Annotated in this window: 14 protein-coding genes and 1 pseudogene; 6 read left to right on the forward strand and 9 right to left on the reverse strand. The window is 71.0% G+C overall.

The window, feature by feature from the left end; all coding sequences use genetic code 11:
- Positions 1 to 687: pseudogene (locus C1I98_RS41455) on the forward strand (sigma-70 family RNA polymerase sigma factor); the annotation flags it as partial.
- Between the two features lie 190 nt (positions 688 to 877).
- A complete protein-coding gene (locus C1I98_RS16555) occupies positions 878 to 2,314 on the forward strand; it encodes an NYN domain-containing protein (RefSeq protein ID WP_111168347.1) in 1,437 nt (478 codons plus the stop codon).
- A 38-nt stretch (positions 2,315 to 2,352) separates the two neighbouring features.
- On the opposite strand, the gene C1I98_RS16560 is transcribed toward C1I98_RS16555, so the two are convergent.
- The 4 genes from C1I98_RS16560 to C1I98_RS16570 form a co-directional block, all read right to left on the reverse strand.
- Positions 2,353 to 2,793: a hypothetical protein gene (locus tag C1I98_RS16560; RefSeq protein ID WP_111168348.1), complete on the reverse strand. Its 441-nt coding sequence runs from the start codon at positions 2,791 to 2,793 to the stop codon at positions 2,353 to 2,355.
- A gap of 93 nt (positions 2,794 to 2,886) precedes the next feature.
- Positions 2,887 to 3,024, reverse strand: coding sequence for a class I SAM-dependent methyltransferase (locus C1I98_RS41460; RefSeq protein WP_158558066.1), 138 nt, complete (start codon positions 3,022 to 3,024; stop codon positions 2,887 to 2,889).
- Between the two features lie 127 nt (positions 3,025 to 3,151).
- Entirely contained in the window at positions 3,152 to 3,784 is a 633-nt protein-coding gene (locus C1I98_RS16565) for a response regulator (RefSeq protein WP_111168349.1), read from the reverse strand.
- A 3-nt stretch (positions 3,785 to 3,787) separates the two neighbouring features.
- Entirely contained in the window at positions 3,788 to 7,978 is a 4,191-nt protein-coding gene (locus C1I98_RS16570) for a HAMP domain-containing protein (protein WP_111168350.1), read from the reverse strand.
- A gap of 120 nt (positions 7,979 to 8,098) precedes the next feature.
- Between C1I98_RS16570 and C1I98_RS16575 the strand changes: the two genes are divergently transcribed.
- Entirely contained in the window at positions 8,099 to 9,646 is a 1,548-nt protein-coding gene (locus C1I98_RS16575; RefSeq protein ID WP_233507919.1) for a PP2C family protein-serine/threonine phosphatase, read from the forward strand.
- Positions 9,647 to 9,653: 7 nt separating this feature from the next.
- On the opposite strand, the gene C1I98_RS16580 is transcribed toward C1I98_RS16575, so the two are convergent.
- The 4 genes from C1I98_RS16580 to C1I98_RS16595 all read right to left on the reverse strand — a co-directional run bounded on the left by C1I98_RS16580 (position 9,654) and on the right by C1I98_RS16595 (position 14,888).
- Positions 9,654 to 11,459: a S9 family peptidase gene (locus C1I98_RS16580; RefSeq protein ID WP_111168351.1), complete on the reverse strand. Its 1,806-nt coding sequence runs from the start codon at positions 11,457 to 11,459 to the stop codon at positions 9,654 to 9,656.
- A gap of 166 nt (positions 11,460 to 11,625) precedes the next feature.
- The gene (locus C1I98_RS16585; RefSeq protein ID WP_111168352.1) at positions 11,626 to 12,486 is read right to left on the reverse strand and encodes a putative RNA methyltransferase; all 861 of its coding nucleotides are present in this window, start codon (positions 12,484 to 12,486) and stop codon (positions 11,626 to 11,628) included.
- Between the two features lie 26 nt (positions 12,487 to 12,512).
- Positions 12,513 to 13,628, reverse strand: coding sequence for a transcription termination factor Rho (rho, locus tag C1I98_RS16590; RefSeq protein ID WP_111168353.1), 1,116 nt, complete (start codon positions 13,626 to 13,628; stop codon positions 12,513 to 12,515).
- Positions 13,629 to 13,967: 339 nt separating this feature from the next.
- Positions 13,968 to 14,888 (reverse strand): carbon-nitrogen hydrolase family protein, encoded by a 921-nt coding sequence (locus C1I98_RS16595; RefSeq protein WP_111168354.1) that lies wholly within the window; start codon positions 14,886 to 14,888, stop codon positions 13,968 to 13,970.
- Positions 14,889 to 15,101: 213 nt separating this feature from the next.
- Between C1I98_RS16595 and C1I98_RS16600 the strand changes: the two genes are divergently transcribed.
- Positions 15,102 to 15,425, forward strand: coding sequence for a hypothetical protein (locus C1I98_RS16600; protein ID WP_111168355.1), 324 nt, complete (start codon positions 15,102 to 15,104; stop codon positions 15,423 to 15,425).
- A gap of 231 nt (positions 15,426 to 15,656) precedes the next feature.
- Positions 15,657 to 15,974 carry a hypothetical protein gene (locus C1I98_RS16605; protein ID WP_111168356.1) on the forward strand — a complete coding sequence of 106 codons (318 nt, stop codon included), beginning with the start codon at positions 15,657 to 15,659 and terminating at the stop codon, positions 15,972 to 15,974.
- Between the two features lie 21 nt (positions 15,975 to 15,995).
- Here the strand turns inward: C1I98_RS16605 and C1I98_RS16610 are convergent, their stop codons facing one another.
- Complete coding sequence (locus C1I98_RS16610) at positions 15,996 to 18,563, reverse strand: DUF7779 domain-containing protein (RefSeq protein ID WP_146607482.1); 2,568 nt, start codon at positions 18,561 to 18,563, stop codon at positions 15,996 to 15,998.
- A gap of 167 nt (positions 18,564 to 18,730) precedes the next feature.
- Here C1I98_RS16610 and C1I98_RS16615 point away from each other — a divergent pair, with 167 nt between their 5' ends.
- Positions 18,731 to 19,180 (forward strand): DUF6294 family protein, encoded by a 450-nt coding sequence (locus tag C1I98_RS16615; protein ID WP_111168358.1) that lies wholly within the window; start codon positions 18,731 to 18,733, stop codon positions 19,178 to 19,180.
- The last annotated feature ends 143 nt before the right edge of the window (positions 19,181 to 19,323 follow it).

The raw sequence follows: 19,323 nt of genomic DNA on the forward strand, positions 1-19,323 counted from the left end.
CGGCGGCAGAAGTTTTTAAAAAGGGCCGGGGGCCTGTACTGGTCGGGCGGCGGACGGGCCAAGGCGTCCGGGACGACCGTCAAGGTCAGGCCGCCGGGCGCGAAGCGGTACGTGAAGGTGAAGGCGACCGACGTGATCGACCGGACGATGCCGGCCGGTTCCGGGTATCAGGCGTTCGCCGAGGTGACCCGGCTGATGGGCGACGATCCGGAGGGGACATGGTGGGTGGCGGACGCGCGGCTGCGCGAGGGGGTCTCCCGGCATGCGGGGTGGAGCCTGGTGGTGGCTGCGACCGACCCGCGCCGGCCGTACAGCCAGGTGGTGGTGCTGGACACCGCGACCGTGGTGGACGGGCGGCACGACGGGCTGCGGATACCGCTCGCGGGGCTGACGCCCGCCGCGGTCCCGGCCAGGATCGACCTCGTCACCTGGGAGGGCGACCCGGGGCTGGACGGGGAGAGGGTGACGCTGGGCGGCGGTCCGCTGCGGCCGGAAGGAGGCCGTCGCGAGGCGGACAACGTCTTCGACGGGTCGGCCAACGGCGCGGAAGGGTGGAAGAACACTTTCGGTCTGGATATCGATACTTACCGTTCGGTACTGGGCGAGCATCCGGTGTTGCGCATTTCCACCGGTAAGGATGTGGTCCTTTTCGGAGTGGCGATGGTGGGGGTTCATGCCCGCTCCTGATAGCGGGTTCCAATATCAGGACAAACTGGTACGGTCGGCGTGAACGCCCTCGCATAAGGTCGGGCGCGGGCTGAATCGTCGGGATTCACCCTCGCACGATCGGTGGCTTCACTAACCTGGGGATGGGCCGACTGACGGCTGCCGGGGTGGAGAGCACAGTAGGTCCAGCCATGTAGGAAGGCGGTGTCGCGTGGATCGCTGCGCGCTGTTCGTGGACGCTGGCTACCTGCTAGCGGACGGCGCGATGGCGGTGCATGGGACCCGCCATCGAGAAGCCGTCTCGTGGGATTATCCGGGCCTCCTCCAGCTTCTCACCGCCCTGTCCAGAGAGCGTACCGGCCTGCCGATGCTGCGCTGCTACTGGTACGAGGCGACCGTCGAGGGCCGCCGTACGCCGGAGCACGACGCGCTGGCCGACATCCCCGGGCTGAAGCTCCGCCTGTCGCGGATCAGGCCGGGGCGGCGCGAAGGCGTGGACGCCCAGGTCCATCGCGACCTGATGACGCTCGCCCGCAACTCCGCGATCTGCGACGCGGTCGTGGTCAGCGGGGATGAGGACCTGGCCCAGGTGGTCTGCGACGCGCAAGACCTCGGCATCCGGGTCACCGTCGTGCACATCGCGGCCGACGGCAACTGGGCGGTCTCCCGGTCGCTACGCCAGGAGTGCGACGACCTGATCGAGATCGGCGGCGGTCACCTGCGTTCGTACGTCTCGCTGACGCAGGGCGCCGCGACCGCCATGGAGCCGGTCAACGCCCTGGCCAACGGCCACCACCAGCCACTCTCCGCCGGCAACGGCCAGCACGCCCAACCGGCCCAGCACACCCAGCCGTCCCAATCGGCTCAGCCCGTTCAGCCGGCCCAGTCCATTCAGGCGGCTCAGCCCGCGCAGTCGGTGCCGTCCGCGCAGCCGAGTTCGCAGCCTCCCAGCGGCGGGCAGCAGACCCTCGGCCCCGCCCCCACCACCGGCTCGTCCGGCGGGCACGCGGCGAGCCCTCCGGCCCAGCAGTCCGGTAACGGCCAGATCATCACGCCGTCGTCCGGCGCATCACCCATGCCGGGATCATCCGGTTCTTCTGGTTCTTCCGGGTCCTCTGGTCCGTCCGGGGCGTCGCACGAGGCGGGGTCCTCGGCGCCGGTGCAGCGTTCGAGCGGCGGGCACGCGGCCCCGCCCGCGCTGCCGTCCACGTCGTACCCGGGCTACCCGGCCGAGCCGCAACAGCCCTCCGGGTCGGCGCAGCAGCCGCCCGCCACCGGCCCGGCCACGACCTACTCGCCCACCACGACCGGCGGCTATCCGCCCTCACCGCAGCTCGGCGGCCCCTACACCGGCCCGCAACCGGCCCCGGTGCCCCCGCAGTCGGTTTCCGGCAGCGGCACCACCACCCTCGCCGAGGCGGTCAAGGCCGCCCACAAGGAGGGCCACGACTTCGGCGAGTCCGTCGCCCGCGACGCGCCCGCGCTGTGGCTGGAGGCCGTGCTGGCCCGCAAGCCGCGCATGCCGTCCGACCTGGAGGCCCGGCTGTTGCAGGGGTCGTCGCTGCCGATCGACTTCCTGCTGCACGACGAAGTGCGCCACGCCCTGCGCCGAGGCTTCTGGGACGCTCTGGAGCGCGCCCGCCGCTGATTTTGGACCGTGCCCGAACCGGCGCCGAGCGGCGGGGTTCAGGCCGGTCCGCGGCCGACGTAGCGGATTCCGGTGGCCCGGATGCGCCCGGCGTCGATGGCCGCCTGCTCGTCGGCGGCGGTCACGCCGTCCGGGTCGGAGAAGAAGTACGGGCCCTCCTCCGACAGCGGCGTGGTGAAGCGCCGCCGTAGCGCGCGGACGATGTCCTGGCCGCCGCACAGGCCCTCCTCGCGCGCCCACGCCGCGCCGTACGTCTCCCAGGAGCCCCCGGACGCCCGCCACCGGTCCCGGTGCCGGTGCGGCCACCCGGGTTCGGCGGCCTCGGGCAGCCGGTCGAGACACCAGGTCGCCGTGGGCGCGTCGAACTTCTCGTGCGACCACTCGATGACCACCGCCGTTCCCCCGGGTACGGGAGCGCCGGCCATCCGGTCCAGGACGTCTTCGGGGTCGCCGACATGATGCGGCGAGGTGCGGGCCACGATCGCGTCGAACGGCGCGCCCGGCGTACCGTCCTCGAACGCGGCCCGCCGGTAGTGCGCCCCTCGGGCACGGCGGGATCGATGCCGGTGGCCTCACGGCCCGCCGCCCCCATCATCGGGGACGAAACCACCCGCCGGACCGCAGCCGATCTCCAGGATCCGGGCGGGCGCGGGCGGCAGGTTCGCCAGGACGAACGGCCACATCGCGGCGAGCCATGGTTCGGCGCTCATGCCGCCCGCCGCCCGGGGTGGATCCTGCGCGGCACGGTGGCCTTCCCAGGAGACATCGGGGCCCTCCTCCGGGCTGACCGCGCTTGAGCCGTACGCCCGGGCGGTGCTCCCACGCTGAACAATGGGCTCAGCTCAGCGCGTCGAAACCGGCGCGCAGGTGGGCCAGCCGTTCGGTGAGGTCGGTGAGCGGCCCGGTCAGCGATGAGTCACCCGACTTGCGGGCCAGCTCCCGCACCCTGCCCAGCTCGTCCTCGGCAGCCGTCAGCCGGCGGGACAGCTCAGGCAGGATCGACGCCTGCTCGCCCGTCTCGCCCGGCGGCAGCTCCGTCGCCACCCGCTCGCGCAGCAGCGCGGCCTGCTCGGTCATCCGGCGGTTCATCGTGTACAGCTCGACGAAGACCGAAACCTTGGCGCGCAGCACCCACGGGTCGAACGGCTTTGTCAGGTAGTCGACCGCGCCCGCCGCATAACCGCGGAAGGCGTAGTCAGGGGCGCTGTCGACCACCGTCAGGAAGATGATCGGGATGTTGCGGGTGCGCTCCCTGCGCTTGATGTGCGCCGCGGTCTCGAAGCCGTCCATGCCGGGCATCCGCACGTCCAGCAGGATCAGCGCGAACTCCGTGCTGAGCAGCGCCTTCAGCGCCTCCTCCCCGGACCTCGCCCGCACCGGCACGATGTCGAGCGAACTCAGGATCGCCTCAAGCGCGATCAGGTTCTCTTCGCGGTCGTCGACGAGCAGGATCTTGGCTCGGTCCGGCATGGCTCACGACCCTTCGTTCGGCTCGGTGGGCACGACCTTCCCCCGGGACAGCCAGCCCCGGAGGCGTTCGAGCAGACGGTCCACGTCCACCGGCTTCGGTACATAGTCGGAGGCCCCGGAGGCGATGCTCTTCTCCCGGTCTCCTCTCATGACCTTAGCCGTCAGCGCGATGATCGGGAGATCCGCGAACTGCGGCATCCGCCTGATCGCCGATGTCGTCGCCCAGCCGTCCATCTCCGGCATCATGATGTCCATCAGCACCAGCCCCACGTCTTCGTTGCGTTCGAGCTGCTCGATGCCCTCGCGGCCGTTCTCCGCGTAGACGACCGTCGAGCCGTGCCGTTCGAGCACGCTGGTGAGCGCGAAGACGTTGCGGATGTCGTCGTCCACGATAAGGATCTTGGAGCCGATCAGTGGGTCCTCGCCCTGCCAGCTGACCTGCGGCTCGGCCGGGGACGGCGCGAGCGGCAACGGCTCCCGGAACGGGATCGTGGCCAGCACGTCGTCCTCTTCCGGCTCTGGGACGAAGGCCAGCGGTTCGCTGTCGGCCGGGGTCCGCTGCCGGGCGGCCGCGCCGCCGTCGCGGGAGGCCAGCGGGCCGGTGTAGGACGGCGGCAGGAAGAGCGTGAACGTGCTGCCCTTGCCCGGCTCGCTGTCCACGTGGATCTCGCCGCCGAGCAGCCGGGCGATCTCCCGGCAGATCGACAGGCCGAGGCCGGTGCCGCCGTACTTACGGCTGGTCGTGCCGTCCGCCTGGCGGAACGCCTCGAAGATGACCTCCAGTTTGTCGGGCGCGATCCCGATGCCGGTGTCGCAGACCTGGAAGCCCAGCACGCCGTTGGCGTTCTGGAGGGTCTCGTCGTCGAACTCCACGTCGTCGGGCGCGGGCACCACGCGTAGCTTCACCTCGCCCTTCGGGGTGAACTTCACCGCGTTGGACAGCAGGTTGCGCAGCACCTGCTGGAGGCGCTGCTCGTCGGTGCGCAGTTCCTGAGGCACCGAGTCGTCCACCTCGATGGCGAACTCCAGCCCCTTGTCCGCCGCCAGCGGCGCGAACGTCGCCTCCACGTACTCCACCAGTTTGGGCAGCAGAAGCTGCTGCGGGTGGATGTCCATCCGGCCCGCCTCCACCTTGGACAGGTCGAGGATGTCGTTGATGAGCTGGAGCAGCGCCGACCCGGCCCCGTGGATCGTGCGGGCGAACTCCACCTGCTGCGGGGTCAGGTTGCCCTCGGCGTTCTCGGTGAGCAGCTTGGCCAGCACCAGCAGGCTGTTCAGCGGTGTGCGCAGCTCGTGCGACATGTTGGCCAGGAACTCCGACTTGTAGCGCGAGGAGACCGCGAGCTGTTCGGCCCGCTCCTCCAGGGTGCGCCTGGCCTGCTCGATCTGGAAGTTCTGGATCTCGATGGCGCGGTTCTGCTTGGCCAGCAGCGCCGCCTTGTCCTCCAGCTCGGCGTTGGAGCGCCGCAGTTCCTCCTGCTGGCGCTGCAACTCGTCGGAGCGCTCCTGCAACTCGCGGGTCAGCCGCTGGGACTCGGTCAGCAGCGCCTCGGTCCGGGAGTTGGCGATGATGGTGTTCATCGTGACGCCGATGGTCTCCACGAGCTGCGCCAGGAAGTCCAGGTGGACCTCGCTGAATTCGGTGAAGGACGCCAGTTCGAGGACGCCGAGCACCTTGCTCTCGAACAGGATCGGATGCACCACGATCTGCGCGGGCGGCGACTGGCTCAGGCCGGTGTCCACCATGATGTAGCCGGCCGGGACGTTCTCCAGTACGACGTGCTTGCCCTCCAGCGCGGCCTGGCCGACGATGCCCTCGCCCATCGCGAACCGGCCGCGCGGGCTGGTGCCCGGACGCACGCCGTAGCCGGCGATGAGCATCAGGTCGCTGTCGTCGCCCTTGGACTCGACGCTGTAGAAGGCGCCGTAGCGGGCCGAAACCAGCGGGGTCAGCTCGCTCATGATGAGCTTGGCCACCTCGATCAGATCGCGGTGTCCCTGCATGAGCCGCTGGATGCGGGCCAGGTTGGACTTGAGCCAGTCCTGTTCCTGGTTGGCCTTGGTGGTGTCGCGCAGGTTGGACACCATCGTGTTGATGTTGTCCTTCAGGTCGGCCAGCTCGCCCTGCGCGTCCACGTCGATCTTGCGAGTGAGGTCGCCCTTGGCCACCGCCCCGGTGACCCCGGCGATGGCGCGGACCTGCGTGGTCAGGTTGCCCGCCAGCTCGTTGACGCTTTCGGTGAGGCGCTTCCAGGTGCCCTCCACACCCTCGACCCGCGCCTGGCCGCCGAGCTGACCCTCCGAGCCGACCTCGCGGGCCACCCGGGTGACCTCCGAGGCGAACGAGGAGAGCTGGTCCACCATGCGGTTCATCGTGGTCTTCAGGGCCAGCATCTCGCCCTGCGCATCGACGTCGATCTTGCGGGTGAGGTCGCCGGTGGCGACGGCGGTGGTGACCTCGGCGATGTTGCGGACCTGGAGGGTCAGGTTGTTGGCCATGAAGTTGACGTTGTCGGTGAGGTCCTTCCAGACCCCGGACACGCCCCGCACGCGGGCCTGGCCGCCGAGCTGGCCTTCGGTGCCGACCTCACGCGCGACCCGGGTCACCTCGTCCGCGAAGGACGAGAGCTGGTCGACCATCGTGTTGAGGGTGTCCTTGAGCTGAAGGATCTCGCCCTGCGCGTCGGCGGTGATCTTCTTGGACAGGTTGCCCTGGGCCACCGCCGTGGCGACCGTCGCGATGGCGCGGACCTGCGTGGTGAGGTTGCCCGCCATCACGTTGACGTTGTCGGTGAGGTCCTTCCAGACGCCGGAGACACCGCGGACCTGGGCCTGGCCGCCGAGCTGGCCTTCGGTGCCCACCTCGCGGGCCACCCGGCTCACCTCGGAGGCGAACGAGGAGAGCTGGTCCACCATGCGGTTCATCGTGGTCTTCAGGGCCAGCATCTCGCCCTGGGCGTCCACGTCGATCTTGCGGGTGAGGTCGCCGGTGGCGACGGCGGTGGTGACCTCGGCGATGTTGCGGACCTGGAGGGTCAGGTTGTTGGCCATGAAGTTGACGTTGTCGGTGAGGTCCTTCCAGACCCCGGACACACCGCGCACCCTGGCCTGGCCGCCGAGCTGGCCTTCGGTGCCGACCTCACGCGCGACCCGGGTCACCTCGTCCGCGAACGAGGAGAGCTGGTCGACCATCGTGTTGAGGGTGTCCTTCAATTGCAGGATCTCACCCTGGGCGTCGGCGTTGATCTTCTGGGAGAGATCGCCCTGCGCGACCGCGGTGGCCACCGTGGCGATCGCGCGGACCTGCGTGGTGAGGTTGCCCGCCATGAAATTGACGTTGTCCGTCAGGTCCTTCCAGACGCCGGACACGCCACGGACCTGGGCCTGGCCGCCGAGCTGGCCTTCGGTGCCCACCTCGCGCGCGACCCGGGTGACCTCCTCGGCGAACGAGGAGAGCTGGTCGACCATCGTGTTGACGGTGTTCTTCAGCTCGAACATCTCGCCGACGGCCTCGACGGTGACCTTGCGGCTCAGGTCGCCCTTGGCGACCGCGGTGGTGACCTCGGCGATGTCGCGGACCTGTGCGGAGACCCGGCCCGACATCGTGTTCACCGCGTCGGTGAGGTCACGCCAGCTTCCGGACATGCCGCGGGCGTTGGCCCGCCCGCCCAGCCGGCCCTCCGTCCCCGCCTCGCGGGCCACCCTGGTCACCTCGGAGTTGAACAGCGAGAGCTGGTCGACCATGCCGTTGATCGCCTTGCCCAGCCGCCGGACCTCGCCGCGCGCCGAGCGGTCCAGCTCGATCCGGCGGGAGAGGTCGCCCTTGGCCACGGCGTCGATCACGTCGGCCGCGCCGCTGACCGGGCTGACCAGGGCGTCGATCAGCGCGTTGACCGTGTCGACCTGGTCGGACCAGGCGCCCGACCCCGGCCCGTGCGCCAGTCGTTCGCCGAATCGGCCCTCCCTTACGACCTCTTTCTTCGCTCTCTGAAGCTCTTTGGCCATGTGCTCCTGGCGATCGGCGATCTCGTTGAGGACGATCTGCACCTCGCTCAGCACTCCGGTGGGCACGGCGGGGACACGCCGGCGGAAGTCGCCGTCGCGTAGTGCCAGCAGTGCCTGCAGAACCGGCCTGAGCTCCGATTCCGTGTAACACCGTTCCTCGTTGTCCGACACGGTGCCGGCGGTGTTCATTCGACCCTCCTCCACTCCCGGTGGGCAGCCGTGAGTGATGCCAGTCTGTCACGATGGGTAGCCTGGAGTCCTGCCCTCGATTTACCCCATGTCAGTGGAGAGTGTGGTAGGCACAAGACAGTGACCGAATCTCCACGAGCCGTCCTCGCCGCGACCTTCGCACCCGGTGAGTCGGCCGTACCAGCCGCACGGCGGTTCACACGCGAGGTGATCAGCGCGTGGGCCGCCGGTGCCGTGCTGCCCCAGGCCGAGCAGATAACCGAGCAACTGGCCCTCGCCGCCGAGCGGGCCCCCTTCGAGGTGGTCTGGGGCCACCAGGGTGACGCGGTGCGCATCGAGGTCCGGCAGAAGGACGTTCCTGCCGAGTATACGAAAGCTCCGACGGTGCCCGTCGAAGAGTGGGGCGTCACGTTCTCGGGGCAGCTTCGGGTGCAGTGGGCCAAGCTGGCGCTGCCCGGCTCGGCGGCGCGGGTGGCCGACGACTGGACGCGGGAGGAGTCCAGGGGGTCGTTCTGGCTGGGCTTCCTGGCCGACGCCAGTGACCTGCTGGCCGGCACGCTCGACCCCGACATGGTCCCGGCGATCGTCGCCCAGATCGTGGTGCCCAGGCTGTCGGTCTGGTGCGCCGTCTACACCTCCGACGCGGGGCTGGGCCCGCTGCGCCTTTCCTACCTGTGGCACGCCGACGAGGCCCGGATCGACTCGCTGCGCGAGGAGCTGGCCTCGATCGAGGTGCCGCCGCCGCAGCGCCCGCAGACCGTCCCGCTCACCATCGGTGACTACCACGTGCTCGCGGTGCCGCTGCTGGCCAGGGGGCGCGGGCTCGGGGTGATGCTGCTCGGCCGTACCGACCGGTTCCCCGACGACATCATCCAGTTCGCCGAGGACATCGGCCGCCGCGCCGCGCTCGCCATGGACAACGCCCGCCTGTACGCCCAGCAGGCCGCCGCCAACCGGGCCCTGCAGCGCAGCCTGCTCCCGCCGGACAACCCCGAGGTCCCCGAGGTCGACTACGGCGTCGTCTACGAGCCCGCGGGCGAGACCAACGAGGTCGGCGGCGACTTCTACGACCTCTACCGGGCGGGCGACAACGGCGCGTGGCGGTTCGCGATCGGCGACGTCTGCGGCACCGGCCCGGAGGCGGCGTCCGTCACCGGCCTGGCCAGGACGACCCTGCGGCTGCTGGCCAGGGAGGGCCACAAGATCGCTCATGTGCTCGTCCGGCTCAACGAGGCGATCCTGGAGGAGGGCGAGCGGGCCAGGTTCCTCACCCTGCTGCACGGCGAGATCACCCCGACCGCGAGCGGGATGGAGGCGCGGCTGATCTCCGCCGGGCACCCGGAGGCGCTGCGGCTGCGTCAGACCGGCGAGGTGGAGGTCGTGGCGACGCCGCAGTCGCTGCTCGGGGTCTTCTCCGAGGTGACCTTCGAAGAGGACATCGTCGAGCTCAACCATGGAGACGTCCTCCTCGCGGTGACCGACGGGGTGACGGAGCGGCGTTCGGGCGGGCGGCTGCTCGACGACGACGGCGGCCTTGCCAAGCTGCTCGCCGAGTGCGTGGGCCTTTCGGCGCAGGCGGTCGCCGAGCGGATCAGGCGCGGCGTCCAGGACTTCGCGCCCGAGCCCAGCGCCGACGACCTGGCGATCCTCGTGCTGCGGGCGCCCTGAGCCGTGTTCAGGCCGGACGGCCGGACATACCGGTGAGACGAAGCCGCTTCCTGGCGAAGTCCAGTTGCGCCGCCATCTGCTCGATGCGCTCCGCGACGACCAGCGACCCGTGGCCCGCGTCGAAGCGGTAGACCTCATGGTCGTGGCCGCGCGCGGCCAGCCTGGCGATGTAGTTCTGGACCTGCCTGATGGGGCAGCGCGGGTCGTTCTCCCCGGCCAGCACGAGCACCGGGGCCGCCACCTGATCAACGTAGGTGATCGGGGAGCTGGACGCGTAGCGCTCCGGCACATCCTCGGGCGAGCCGCCGAGCAGCGCCCGCTGGTAGGCGCGCAGCCCCTCGGTCTCGTCCTCGTAGGTCGCCACGTGGTCGGCGATCGGCACCGCCGCGATCCCGGCCGCCCAGGTCTTGGGCTGTACGCCGAGCGCGAGCAGCGTCAGGTAGCCGCCCCACGATCCGCCCGCGATCACCAGGCGTTCCGGGTCGGCCAGGCCGCCCGCCACGACGTGTTCGCGCACCGCCGTGAGGTCGGCCAGCTCGATGTGCCCGACATCACCGTGCAGGGCGTCGCGCCAGGCCGAGCCGTACCCGGTGGAGCCGCGGTAGTTGACCCGTACGACGGCGAAGCCGTGATCGACCCAGGCCGCGACGGCGGGTAGGAAAGAGTCGTCGTCCTGCGCGGTCGGCCCGCCGTGCAGCAGGAAGACCGTCGGGTACGGCGCGTTGCCCCGCTCCGGGCGGGACACCAGCGTGTGGATGCGCCCGCCCGGCCCATCCACGTCGAGATCCTCCACCGGCACGGACGGCGGCGCGGACGGACCCGCCGGGTTCATCACCACGTGCCCCGCGCTGGAGCGGATCATCGGCGGGTGCGAGGAGTTCGACCAGGCGTACTCCACCGTGCCGTCATGCCGGGCGGCGGCCGCCTCGATCACCCCGTGCGGGGTCTCGATCGGCGTCATCCCGCCCCCGCCCAGGTCGTAGCGGTGCAGCCTGGTACGCCCGCGGTGCTGCCTGACGATCAGCAGCGACCTGCCGTCCTGGAACCAGTCGGCGGTGACCTCGCCGGGGTCGCGCAGCCAGACCTCGCGCTGGTCGCCGGTGAGCGGGTCCCACAGCAGCGGTTCGCGGCGGCCGCGCCGCTCGTGCAGGGCGAGCAGCCGGCGGTCGCCCGCGATGGGGGAGAAGCGCACGCCGAGCAGGCCCTTGCCGGGCCCGTCGTGCAGGTCGCCGACGGTCGTGCCGTTCGGGCGGATCACCCGCAGGGCGGGGTGCAGCGCGTCGCCGTGCTCGCTGTGGTCGATCAGGATGAGCGCCCCGTCCGGCGACATGGCGGTGACGTAGGCGGCCTCGGCGTGCTCGTAGACGACCGTGGGGGCCTCGCCCGGCTGTACGTGCAGGACCTGGAAGCCACCGCCCGGCCTGGCCAGTCCGATCGCCGCGGTGCCGACCGACGACAGGCCGATGCCCATCGGGTGCCCGCTGACCATGTCTTCCGACGTCACGGCGGAGATCGCGTTCTCGTCGGGACCGCCGTCGAACGGCTGCCGCATCCACTGGCCCCACTCGTTGCCGTCGGTGTCGGCGAACCACCAGATCCACTGGCCGACGGGGTCGAGCACGGCGTACCTGGTGCCGTTGGGCCGGTCGGTCACCTGGTGGAACGCGCCGGTACTGCGGTCCCAGGCGTAGATCTCCCATGAGCCTGACGCGTTGCTCTGGTAGATCGCCCGGTTCGGGGCCTTGGCGGCGAACTGGGGCAGCGTCATCCGCGGCGCCCGGAACCTGGCCCGCCAGCGTTCCTCCGCCTTCATACGGCGCGTCCCTCCCTGTCAGGGTCTCCGCAGCCGGACGAAGACCCTACGCGTTCCCCGCAAACGGGTTGGCGGTTGTGGTCCAGTATGTCGCGCTGAGGCAAGAAATGTTCAAGGAATGTGGGGGAATTTCGGACCAAATGTCCCTTCAGTGCCATCTTTCGGGTCAGTCAGTCAAATATTGCCCTTGATCGGGAAGGTCGTTTCGGGCTACACACGGACTGTGAACCGACACCACGAAAGAGGCGGTGACAATCACCGGATCGGCGATGTCGATCTCGGCCGCGCCCTCGCGGTGCCAGGCGCTCGGGCCCATTCCCACGACCGCCGCGACGGCGGCGGCGTCCAGCCGCATCGCGAACTCCACCCGGTGCCTGGCCCGCTCGGCGAACAGCCCGCGCAGGCTCTCCCCGACCCTGCGTTCCTTCTCCTCGTCCACCGACAGCAGGCCGAGGCGGTCCACCAGCGGGGACAGGTGGGCGGGCCCCGGGGTCGCCACCACCAGCCGCCCGCCCGGCCCCAGCACCCGGGCGAACTCCGGCCCGTTGCGCGGCGCGAACACGTTGATCACGATATCGACCGCGGCGTCCTTGACCGGGAACGGCCGCCACACGTCGGCCACCACCGCCCCGGCCCGCGGATGCGCGCGGGCCGCCCGCCGGGCGGCGTGCTTGGACACGTCGAGCGCGACCCCGCGCGCGCCCTCGTGGCCGAGCACGGCGGCCAGGTAGTGGCCGGTGCCCGCGCCCGCGTCGAGCACCACCTCGCCGGGGGCCGCGCCCGCCGCCTCCGCCAGCCGTACGGCCAGCGGCTCGTAGTGCCCGGCGGACAGGAACGCGTCGCGGGCGGCCACCATCTCGGCGGTGTCGGCGGTGCCGGGGGAGCGGGAGCCGGACAGCAGGCTCACATAGCCCTGGCGGGCCACGTCGAAGTCATGCCCGGTGGGGCAGCGCACGACCCTTCCCTCCAGGGCCAGATCGCCCCCGCAGACGGGGCAGCGCAGCACGTCCAGAACATCCCCCAGCATCCCCCCATCATCCCGCGCCGGGCGGGTCACGCCGCCTGGGCGATGACCTGACGCAGGAAGGCGGCGTTGGACGGGGTGTCGCCGAGCCGGTCGATCAGCAGTTCAAGGGCCTGCGGCTTGTCCAGCCCGGCCAGCGTGCGGCGCAGCCGCCACAGCAGTTGCCGCTCCTGCGGCGGGATCAGGATCTCCTCGCGGCGCGTGCTGGAGGCGTCCAGGTCGACGGCCGGGAACAGCCGGCGGTCGGCCATCGCCCGGCTGAGCCGCAGCTCCATGTTGCCGGTCCCCTTGAACTCCTCGAAGAACGTGTCGTCCATCCGGGAACCGGTGTCCACGAGCGCGGTCGCCAGGATCGTCAGCGAACCGCCCTCGCGTACGTTGCGGGCCGCGCCGAAGAAACGGCGTGGCGGCAGCAGCGCCTGCGCGTCGATGCCGCCGGCCAGGATGCGCCCGCCGTTCGGGGCCTGGTTGTTGTAGGCGCGGCCCAGCCGGGTCAGCGAATCGAGCAGGACCACGACGTCGCGCCCCTGCTCCACGAGCCGCTTGGCGCGCTCGATGGCGAGCTCGGCGACCGCGGTGTGGTCGCGGTCGGCGCGGTCGAACGTCGAGTGCGCGACCTCACCGGCCACGGTCTCGGTCACCTCGGTGACCTCCTCCGGACGTTCGCCGACGAGGACCACCATCAGGTGGCAGCCGGGGTGGTTGCGCGAGATCGCCGCCGCGACGGCGTGCAGGACCATCGTCTTGCCCGCCTTCGGCGGGGCCACGATCAGGCCCCGCTGGCCCTTGCCGATCGGCGTGAACAGGTCGATCAGGCGGGTGGTCAGCACGTCGCCGCGGGTTTCGAGGGTCAGCCGCTCGCGGGGATGGGTCGGGGTCATGTCGGCGAAGTCCGGGCGGTCGCGCCATTCGGGCCGGCCGTTGACGGTCTCGACGGTGGCCAGTTTGTCGTACGGCCGGCCCGCCGTACCGGCGACCAGGTCGCCCCGGCGCAGGCCGTACCGTCTCACCTGGGCGAGCGGCACGCGGACGTCGTGGCGGGAGGGGAGATAGCCGCCGGTCCTGAGATGGGCGGTCTTCTCCCGGATGTCGAGAACCCCGCTGACCGGCGTGGGCTCATCGGATGTGGTGGGGGTAGTGCTCAAGGGCCTTCCTCTCGGGAAGCGGCCCCCGGCTGAGGGTGTGCGCGCAGAAGCGCGGCCTGAGTGAGGAACCTCCCGCCCTCAGCGGCGGGGGCGGTGATAGGGAAGCGGCCGGAAGCTCGCCCGAAGAAGGGGCGGTTCAACAGCCGCTACCACACTAGCACTCCCGTGCCGTGCAGGCATGACGACAGAGGTTCGCAGGCAGTGGACGGCCGGAGTAAAGCGAGTTGCAAGGTGTTCAGGGTGTGATGGTCACGCGCACGAGAACGGCGCTGGAGTGGCAGCGGCCGTACGGCTCCCGTCGAGGGGGCGGGAGCCGTACGGCGAGCCGGGTCACGCCGGTCACTCGGTGAATTCGGCGCCGCTCAGGCGGCGGCGATCGACCTGGAGGCGGAAGACGTCCGGGCGGCTGTAGTGGCCCGCCGGGTCGAAGTTCTGCCGCTCACCGGCCAGGAACGCCGGATCGGCGTCGGCGACCAGCAGGCGCTCCTCGCCGGAGACCGGCTCGACGATCCAGCGCCCGTCCGGGCCCGCGATGGCCGAGCCGCCGTCGTAGCCGGAGGAGTGCGCGGCCAGTTCCTCCTTGAACGGGAACCCGGCCGGGACGTCGTCGTAGCTGATGATCGCCCCGGCGGCCAGTGAGTAGACCCGTCCCTCCCTGGCGATGAAGCGGGTGATGTCGGAGGTGAGCCGGGTCGAGCCGGGCCACACCGAGACGTGGACGCCGGTGCCCTGGGCGTAGAGGGACTGGCGGGCCAGCGGCATCCAGTTCTCCCAGCAGTTGAGCCCGCTCACCCGTACGCCGCCGACCTCGTGGGTACGCAGGCCGTGACCGTCGCCCGCGCCCCAGACCAGGCGCTCCTCATAGGTCGGCACGAGTTTGCGGTGCGCGCCGGCGATGCCGTGCTCGGGGGAGAGGGCGACCAGCGTGCAGTACACGGTGCCGCCGGCGCGCTCGGCGATCCCGAGATAGGTGAAGACCTTGAGGTCGCGTACGGCCTCGGCGATGACCTTGAGCTGGGGACCGTCGAGTTCCACGGCGGCGTCCAGGTACCAGGCGTACGCCTCCTTCTGGCGGGGGTCGTCGAAGGCCGCGCCGCCGGTGAGGCTCAGCCAGTGGGGGTAGCCGGACAGGAAGGTCTCGGGAAAGGCCACCAGGTCCACGTCCTGGTCGGCGGCCCGCCGCAGGTAGTCGAGAATCTTCTCCACCCCGGCGGCGGGGTCGAGCCAGGGAGAGCGGACCTGTGCCGCAGCAATACGCATATCCCGGACTTTAAGCCTCCACCTCCGAGTTCGTATTCGTATCCCGTTTCCACCAGGGCGATGTGATCACAGCGGAGGCGGCGCGTCCGTTGTAGGACACGGGCTTGACCTTGACGGGGTAGGTGGTGTCTCTATGTTTCTGTTAGGAAGCTTTCCTAACAGATCATCGGGGTACCCGTCCACGACCCGCCGAACCGCTGGAGGCCAGCGAAAATGCACATCCGCACGCGCGTCGCCGCCCTGTCCGCGACCTTACTCACCGCCGCCACACTGATCGCCACCGCCACCCCCGCGCATGCCGCGCCCGCCAACTGCACCGGCGGGACGAAGGATCATGCCGGAACCAGTGGAACTGCCTGGTACATCTGCACCGGCGGTGATGGCGGGTACGCCTTCAAGTACCGCGTCAAGCACCCCAACCCGCAGGCCGACACCTGGCTCTACGGCTACCAGACCGCCTGTGTGCCCGTCCCGCAGTGGCTCGAATTCAGGTACACCTGGGGGCAGAGGGAGGTCACAGGGGTCGCCTTCTGCTGATGCCTGATCAGTGACCCGTTCCCGCCGGCGGCCACGGTCGCCGGCGGGGACTCCGCCGGTGTCCCTTGGAGCACGTCTCACGGGTGGGACCGTCCAGTGTTGGACGCGCATTCGACCTTGACGTGGTACCTGGCCTCTCTATCTTTTCTCTTAGGAAGCTTTCCTAAAAGTTCAGCCATTCTGGGTACCCGTCCACGGTCCGCCGCCCCGCTGGAGGCCAGCAAGATGCACATGAGAAAGCGCATCGCCGCCGTGTCCGCGACGTTACTCACCGCCGCCACACTGATCGCCACCGCCACCCCCGCCCAGGCCGCGCCGAGCAACTGCCGGTCCGGGAAGTCGGACGTCCAGGGAGCGAGCGGGACCTTCTGGTACATCTGCACCGCCGGTGACGGAGGGTACTACTTCAAGTACCGCGTCAAGCACCCGAACCCGCAGGTGGACATGTGGATGTACGGCTACCAGACAGAGTGCGCGCCCGTCCTGACCTGGCTTGAGTTCAGATACACCATCGGCCAGCGGGAGATCACGGAGATCGCCTACTGCTGACGATCCCAGGCAGGAGAACGATCAAAGCCGGGTTCGCGATGTCCAGTAGGCGAGGCCGTCGCGAACCCGGTGGGTCAGGGCGGACTCCGGGCCGAAGACGCGTTCCACGTCTGTGAGCAGGGCCGCGTACCGGCTCGCCGCGCCGTGCGGGTCGCCGGCCTCGCCGGTCCAGCGGGCCGCGTACTCGCGGACGACGAGCGTGTCGAAGTGCTCGGGAGGGAAACGCCGGACCCGTACGGCGAGCACCGCCTCGCACTGGTCGCGGGCGGCGACCGGGTCGCCCGCCCGGCCCGTCCAGTGGGCCAGGAAGACGCGGGCGACCAGAGCCACATGGGACTCCAGGCCGGAAATCCGCTCACAGTCGGGGACCAGCGCCGCAAAGAGGTCACGGGCGCCTGCCGGATCGCCCGCCTCGCCCACCCGGAACGCGAGGTTGGAACGGGCCCAGAGCGTGTCCGGATGCTCGGGGCCGGAGATGCGCTCATGGGCGCTGAGCAGGCTCGTGCACGCCTTGAGGGCGGCCTCGGCGGCACCGCTCTCCCCGAGGAACCGCGCGTACTGGTCGCGCGCGGCCAGGGTGTCCGGATGTTCGGCGCCCCAGATCCGTTCCATCCGGGGTAGGAACTCCTCATAGCGCACCCGCGCGGCCTCGGCGTCGCCCGCCTGACCGGTCCAGAACGCGATCTGGTGAGCGAGCCGGATCGTGTCGGGGTCGTCCGGGCCGGAGACCCGCTTCCGCAGCGGCAGCAGTTCCAGCGCCCGATCGCGGGCGACGCCGGGGGAGCCCGCCTGGCCGATCTGCTCCGTGAGGGCCGCGACCAGCCAGAGCGTGTCGGGATGTTCCCCGCCGGAGACCCGCTCTCGCAGCGGCAGCAGCGCGGCGAGCAGGTCGCGGGCCGTGGCCGGGTCGCCCGCCTGCCCGATCCGCACGGCACGCAGCGCGGCGGCGGTGAGCGTGTCGGGATGCTCCGGCCCAAGGCGGCCGAGTACGTCGGCATGGATCTCGCCCTGGACCCTCGCGGCCGTCTGGTAGTCGCCGAGCGCCGCCAGGTAGTCCACGATCTCCCGCATCCCCCGGGCCGACGGCTCCAGTGCCACGTGCGCGTGCGGGACGAGCCGCGCGTACAGCGGCCGGTTGGCCACCAGATCGGGACGGCCGGGCAGGGCGTCCTCGATCAGCGCGGCGGCGGCCGAGCGCCACGCCGCCCGTGCCGAGGGGGACATCCGGTCGGCGGTGACGGCCTGGACGAGCCGGTGTACCGACAGCACGCCGGGCTCCGGGCTGGCGACGAGCGAGTACCTGCGCAGCTCGGCGACGGCCTCGGCGATCCTGATCGGGTCACCGGCGAGCCCGGCGAGCTCCGTCAGGTCGAGTGAGTCCGGCAGGGGCGTCCGCCGTCCGGCGAGAAGGGTCCGGATCGGCACGTCGTCCGGGGCCAGCCGGGACAGCAGGCGCAGCAGGGCGATGGCGTCGGGGGCGTCGCGCTCAAGGCGCTGGAAGGCGAGCGTCCAGGTCGAGGCCACGGAACCGGCGTAGTCGTAGGGCTCGCCCCGATACAGCAGCACGTCGCGCCGGGCGCGCAGCCCGTCGAGGTATTCGGCCAGCGACAACCCGGCGGTGCTGATGAACGCTCCGGCCTGCTCCAGCGCGAGCGGCAGCGCGCCCAGCTCGGTCGCGACGGCGGCGGCCGCGACGCCGTCGTCCTGCCCGGTGCGGTCCAGCAGGAACCGGGCCGCCGCCGGGATCTCCGGGGGCGTCACCTCGATGCCCAGCGCCAGCGGCCAGTGCGCCGACCGGGAGGTGATCAGCAGCTTGCCCGGCCCGGCCGCGGGCAGCCATCCCCGGATCGCGGTGTGGTCGGTGACGTTGTCCAGTACCAGCAGCCAGGGCCGGTCGGCCTCGGCGAGCGCGGTGTGGACCTGGGCCACGGGGCCGCCGCCGTCGTCGGGCAGCCGCAGCCGTACGGCCAGCGCCGCGAACCCGCCCGCCAGCGCGGTGTGGTCCTCGGCGGCGAACTGCCAGATCAGCCCGTGCCCGGACCGGACCCGATGCGCGAACTCCACCGCCAGGCTGGTCTTGCCGATCCCGCCGAGCCCGTGCAGGACGATCTGGACGGGCGTGTCCGACGGCTCGGCGAAGGCGTGGTGCAGCCGGGTCAGCAGCGCCGCCCGCCCCGCGAGCCGCAGCGGCCGGGGCTTCAGCTCGTGGACGCCGGCCGCGGGCCGCCGGACACCCCCGCCGGTCTCCGCCGGCCGCCTTGCGCGGGCCTGCCGGAGGAGCCGCGCCCACCCGGGTTCGTCCAGCAGTTCGCCGATCCGGTGCCCGCGCCGGGCGCGTCCGCGAGCGTGCTCGGTCAGCACCCTGACCAGGGTGAGGAAGGCCGCTTCCGCGCCGGGCAGGTGGTCGCCGTTCTGCCAGGCGCTGATCTGCCGGAAGGTCACCGTCCACGACGCGTCCCTGGGGCACCTGGCCATGGTCTTGGCCGCCGCGCGTTCCAGCGTCAGGCCCGACTCCTGTACGAGCTCCGCCAGCCGTACCGCGAACTCGCCGCCACGCCGCCCGTCGCCCACCGCGACACCCCCCACCACCGGGTGCAGGTTCCGGACCGGACCAGACCGGAGAACTCAACCTAACGCCCCCACCGGCCACGCGGCCCCTCCGTGCGCGAGCCGGCATATCTCCGGCAGGCCCGGCCGTGGCCCGATGGGTCTCCCGCGCGGCATTCGCCCTGCGGGAGAACGTCAGGAGGACCCGCATGACCATTCGGCGTACCGCCCTGCTCCGGCGCTGCCGGACCCTGATCATCGCCATCGGCACGGCGCTGGCGCTCCTCACCGCGCTCGGCGGGACGGCCCAGGCCCAGAACTTCGCCAAGACCTACTACTGGAACTACGACATCCACGCCGGGGACTGCACAATGTTCCACGGTGCCTCGTGGACCCTGAACCCGGACGGCACGGCGCGCTTCTATGGCGTGGTGACCAGCAGCGACGACAACGACGCGTGGCTGATGTGGGCGAACCTGAAGAACTCCAGCGGACAGCATCTGGGCCGGATCGTCGCCAACACCCACTGGGACGACCTCACCAAGTTCGTGTTCAACCTGCCCGACTCCTCCCGCCAGTACGTCTGGCAGCAGAACGGAACCTTCAACCCCTCGCTCTACTCGCAAGTCGCCTCGATGAGCCTGGACTCACACTGCTGAGCCAGAACCCCGCCGCCCCCGGCCGACCGACCGGCCGGGGGCGCTGCTATTGCGAATGTCCGATGAAGGTGAGCGAGCCGGGGATGGCCGCGAAGGTGGTGTGCAGGTCGGTGACGAGGTCCGCGTGGGTGGGGGTGTGCGGG

The sequence above is a fragment of the Spongiactinospora gelatinilytica genome, from assembly GCF_003236385.1.
GTDB lineage: Bacteria > Actinomycetota > Actinomycetes > Streptosporangiales > Streptosporangiaceae > Spongiactinospora > Spongiactinospora gelatinilytica.

Excerpts from the sequence above, each read along its gene's own strand:
- C1I98_RS41460 (WP_158558066.1), bottom strand. The coding sequence starts at position 3,024 with ATGAGCGCCGAACCATGGCTCGCCGCGATGTGGCCGTTCGTCCTGGCG.
- C1I98_RS16565 (WP_111168349.1), bottom strand. The coding sequence starts at position 3,784 with ATGCCGGACCGAGCCAAGATCCTGCTCGTCGACGACCGCGAAGAGAAC.
- C1I98_RS16570 (WP_111168350.1), bottom strand. The coding sequence starts at position 7,978 with ATGAACACCGCCGGCACCGTGTCGGACAACGAGGAACGGTGTTACACG.
- C1I98_RS16580 (WP_111168351.1), bottom strand. The coding sequence starts at position 11,459 with ATGAAGGCGGAGGAACGCTGGCGGGCCAGGTTCCGGGCGCCGCGGATG.
- C1I98_RS16585 (WP_111168352.1), bottom strand. The coding sequence starts at position 12,486 with ATGCTGGGGGATGTTCTGGACGTGCTGCGCTGCCCCGTCTGCGGGGGC.
- C1I98_RS16595 (WP_111168354.1), bottom strand. The coding sequence starts at position 14,888 with ATGCGTATTGCTGCGGCACAGGTCCGCTCTCCCTGGCTCGACCCCGCC.
- C1I98_RS16600 (WP_111168355.1), top strand. The coding sequence starts at position 15,102 with ATGCACATCCGCACGCGCGTCGCCGCCCTGTCCGCGACCTTACTCACC.
- C1I98_RS16605 (WP_111168356.1), top strand. The coding sequence starts at position 15,657 with ATGAGAAAGCGCATCGCCGCCGTGTCCGCGACGTTACTCACCGCCGCC.
- C1I98_RS16615 (WP_111168358.1), top strand. The coding sequence starts at position 18,731 with ATGACCATTCGGCGTACCGCCCTGCTCCGGCGCTGCCGGACCCTGATC.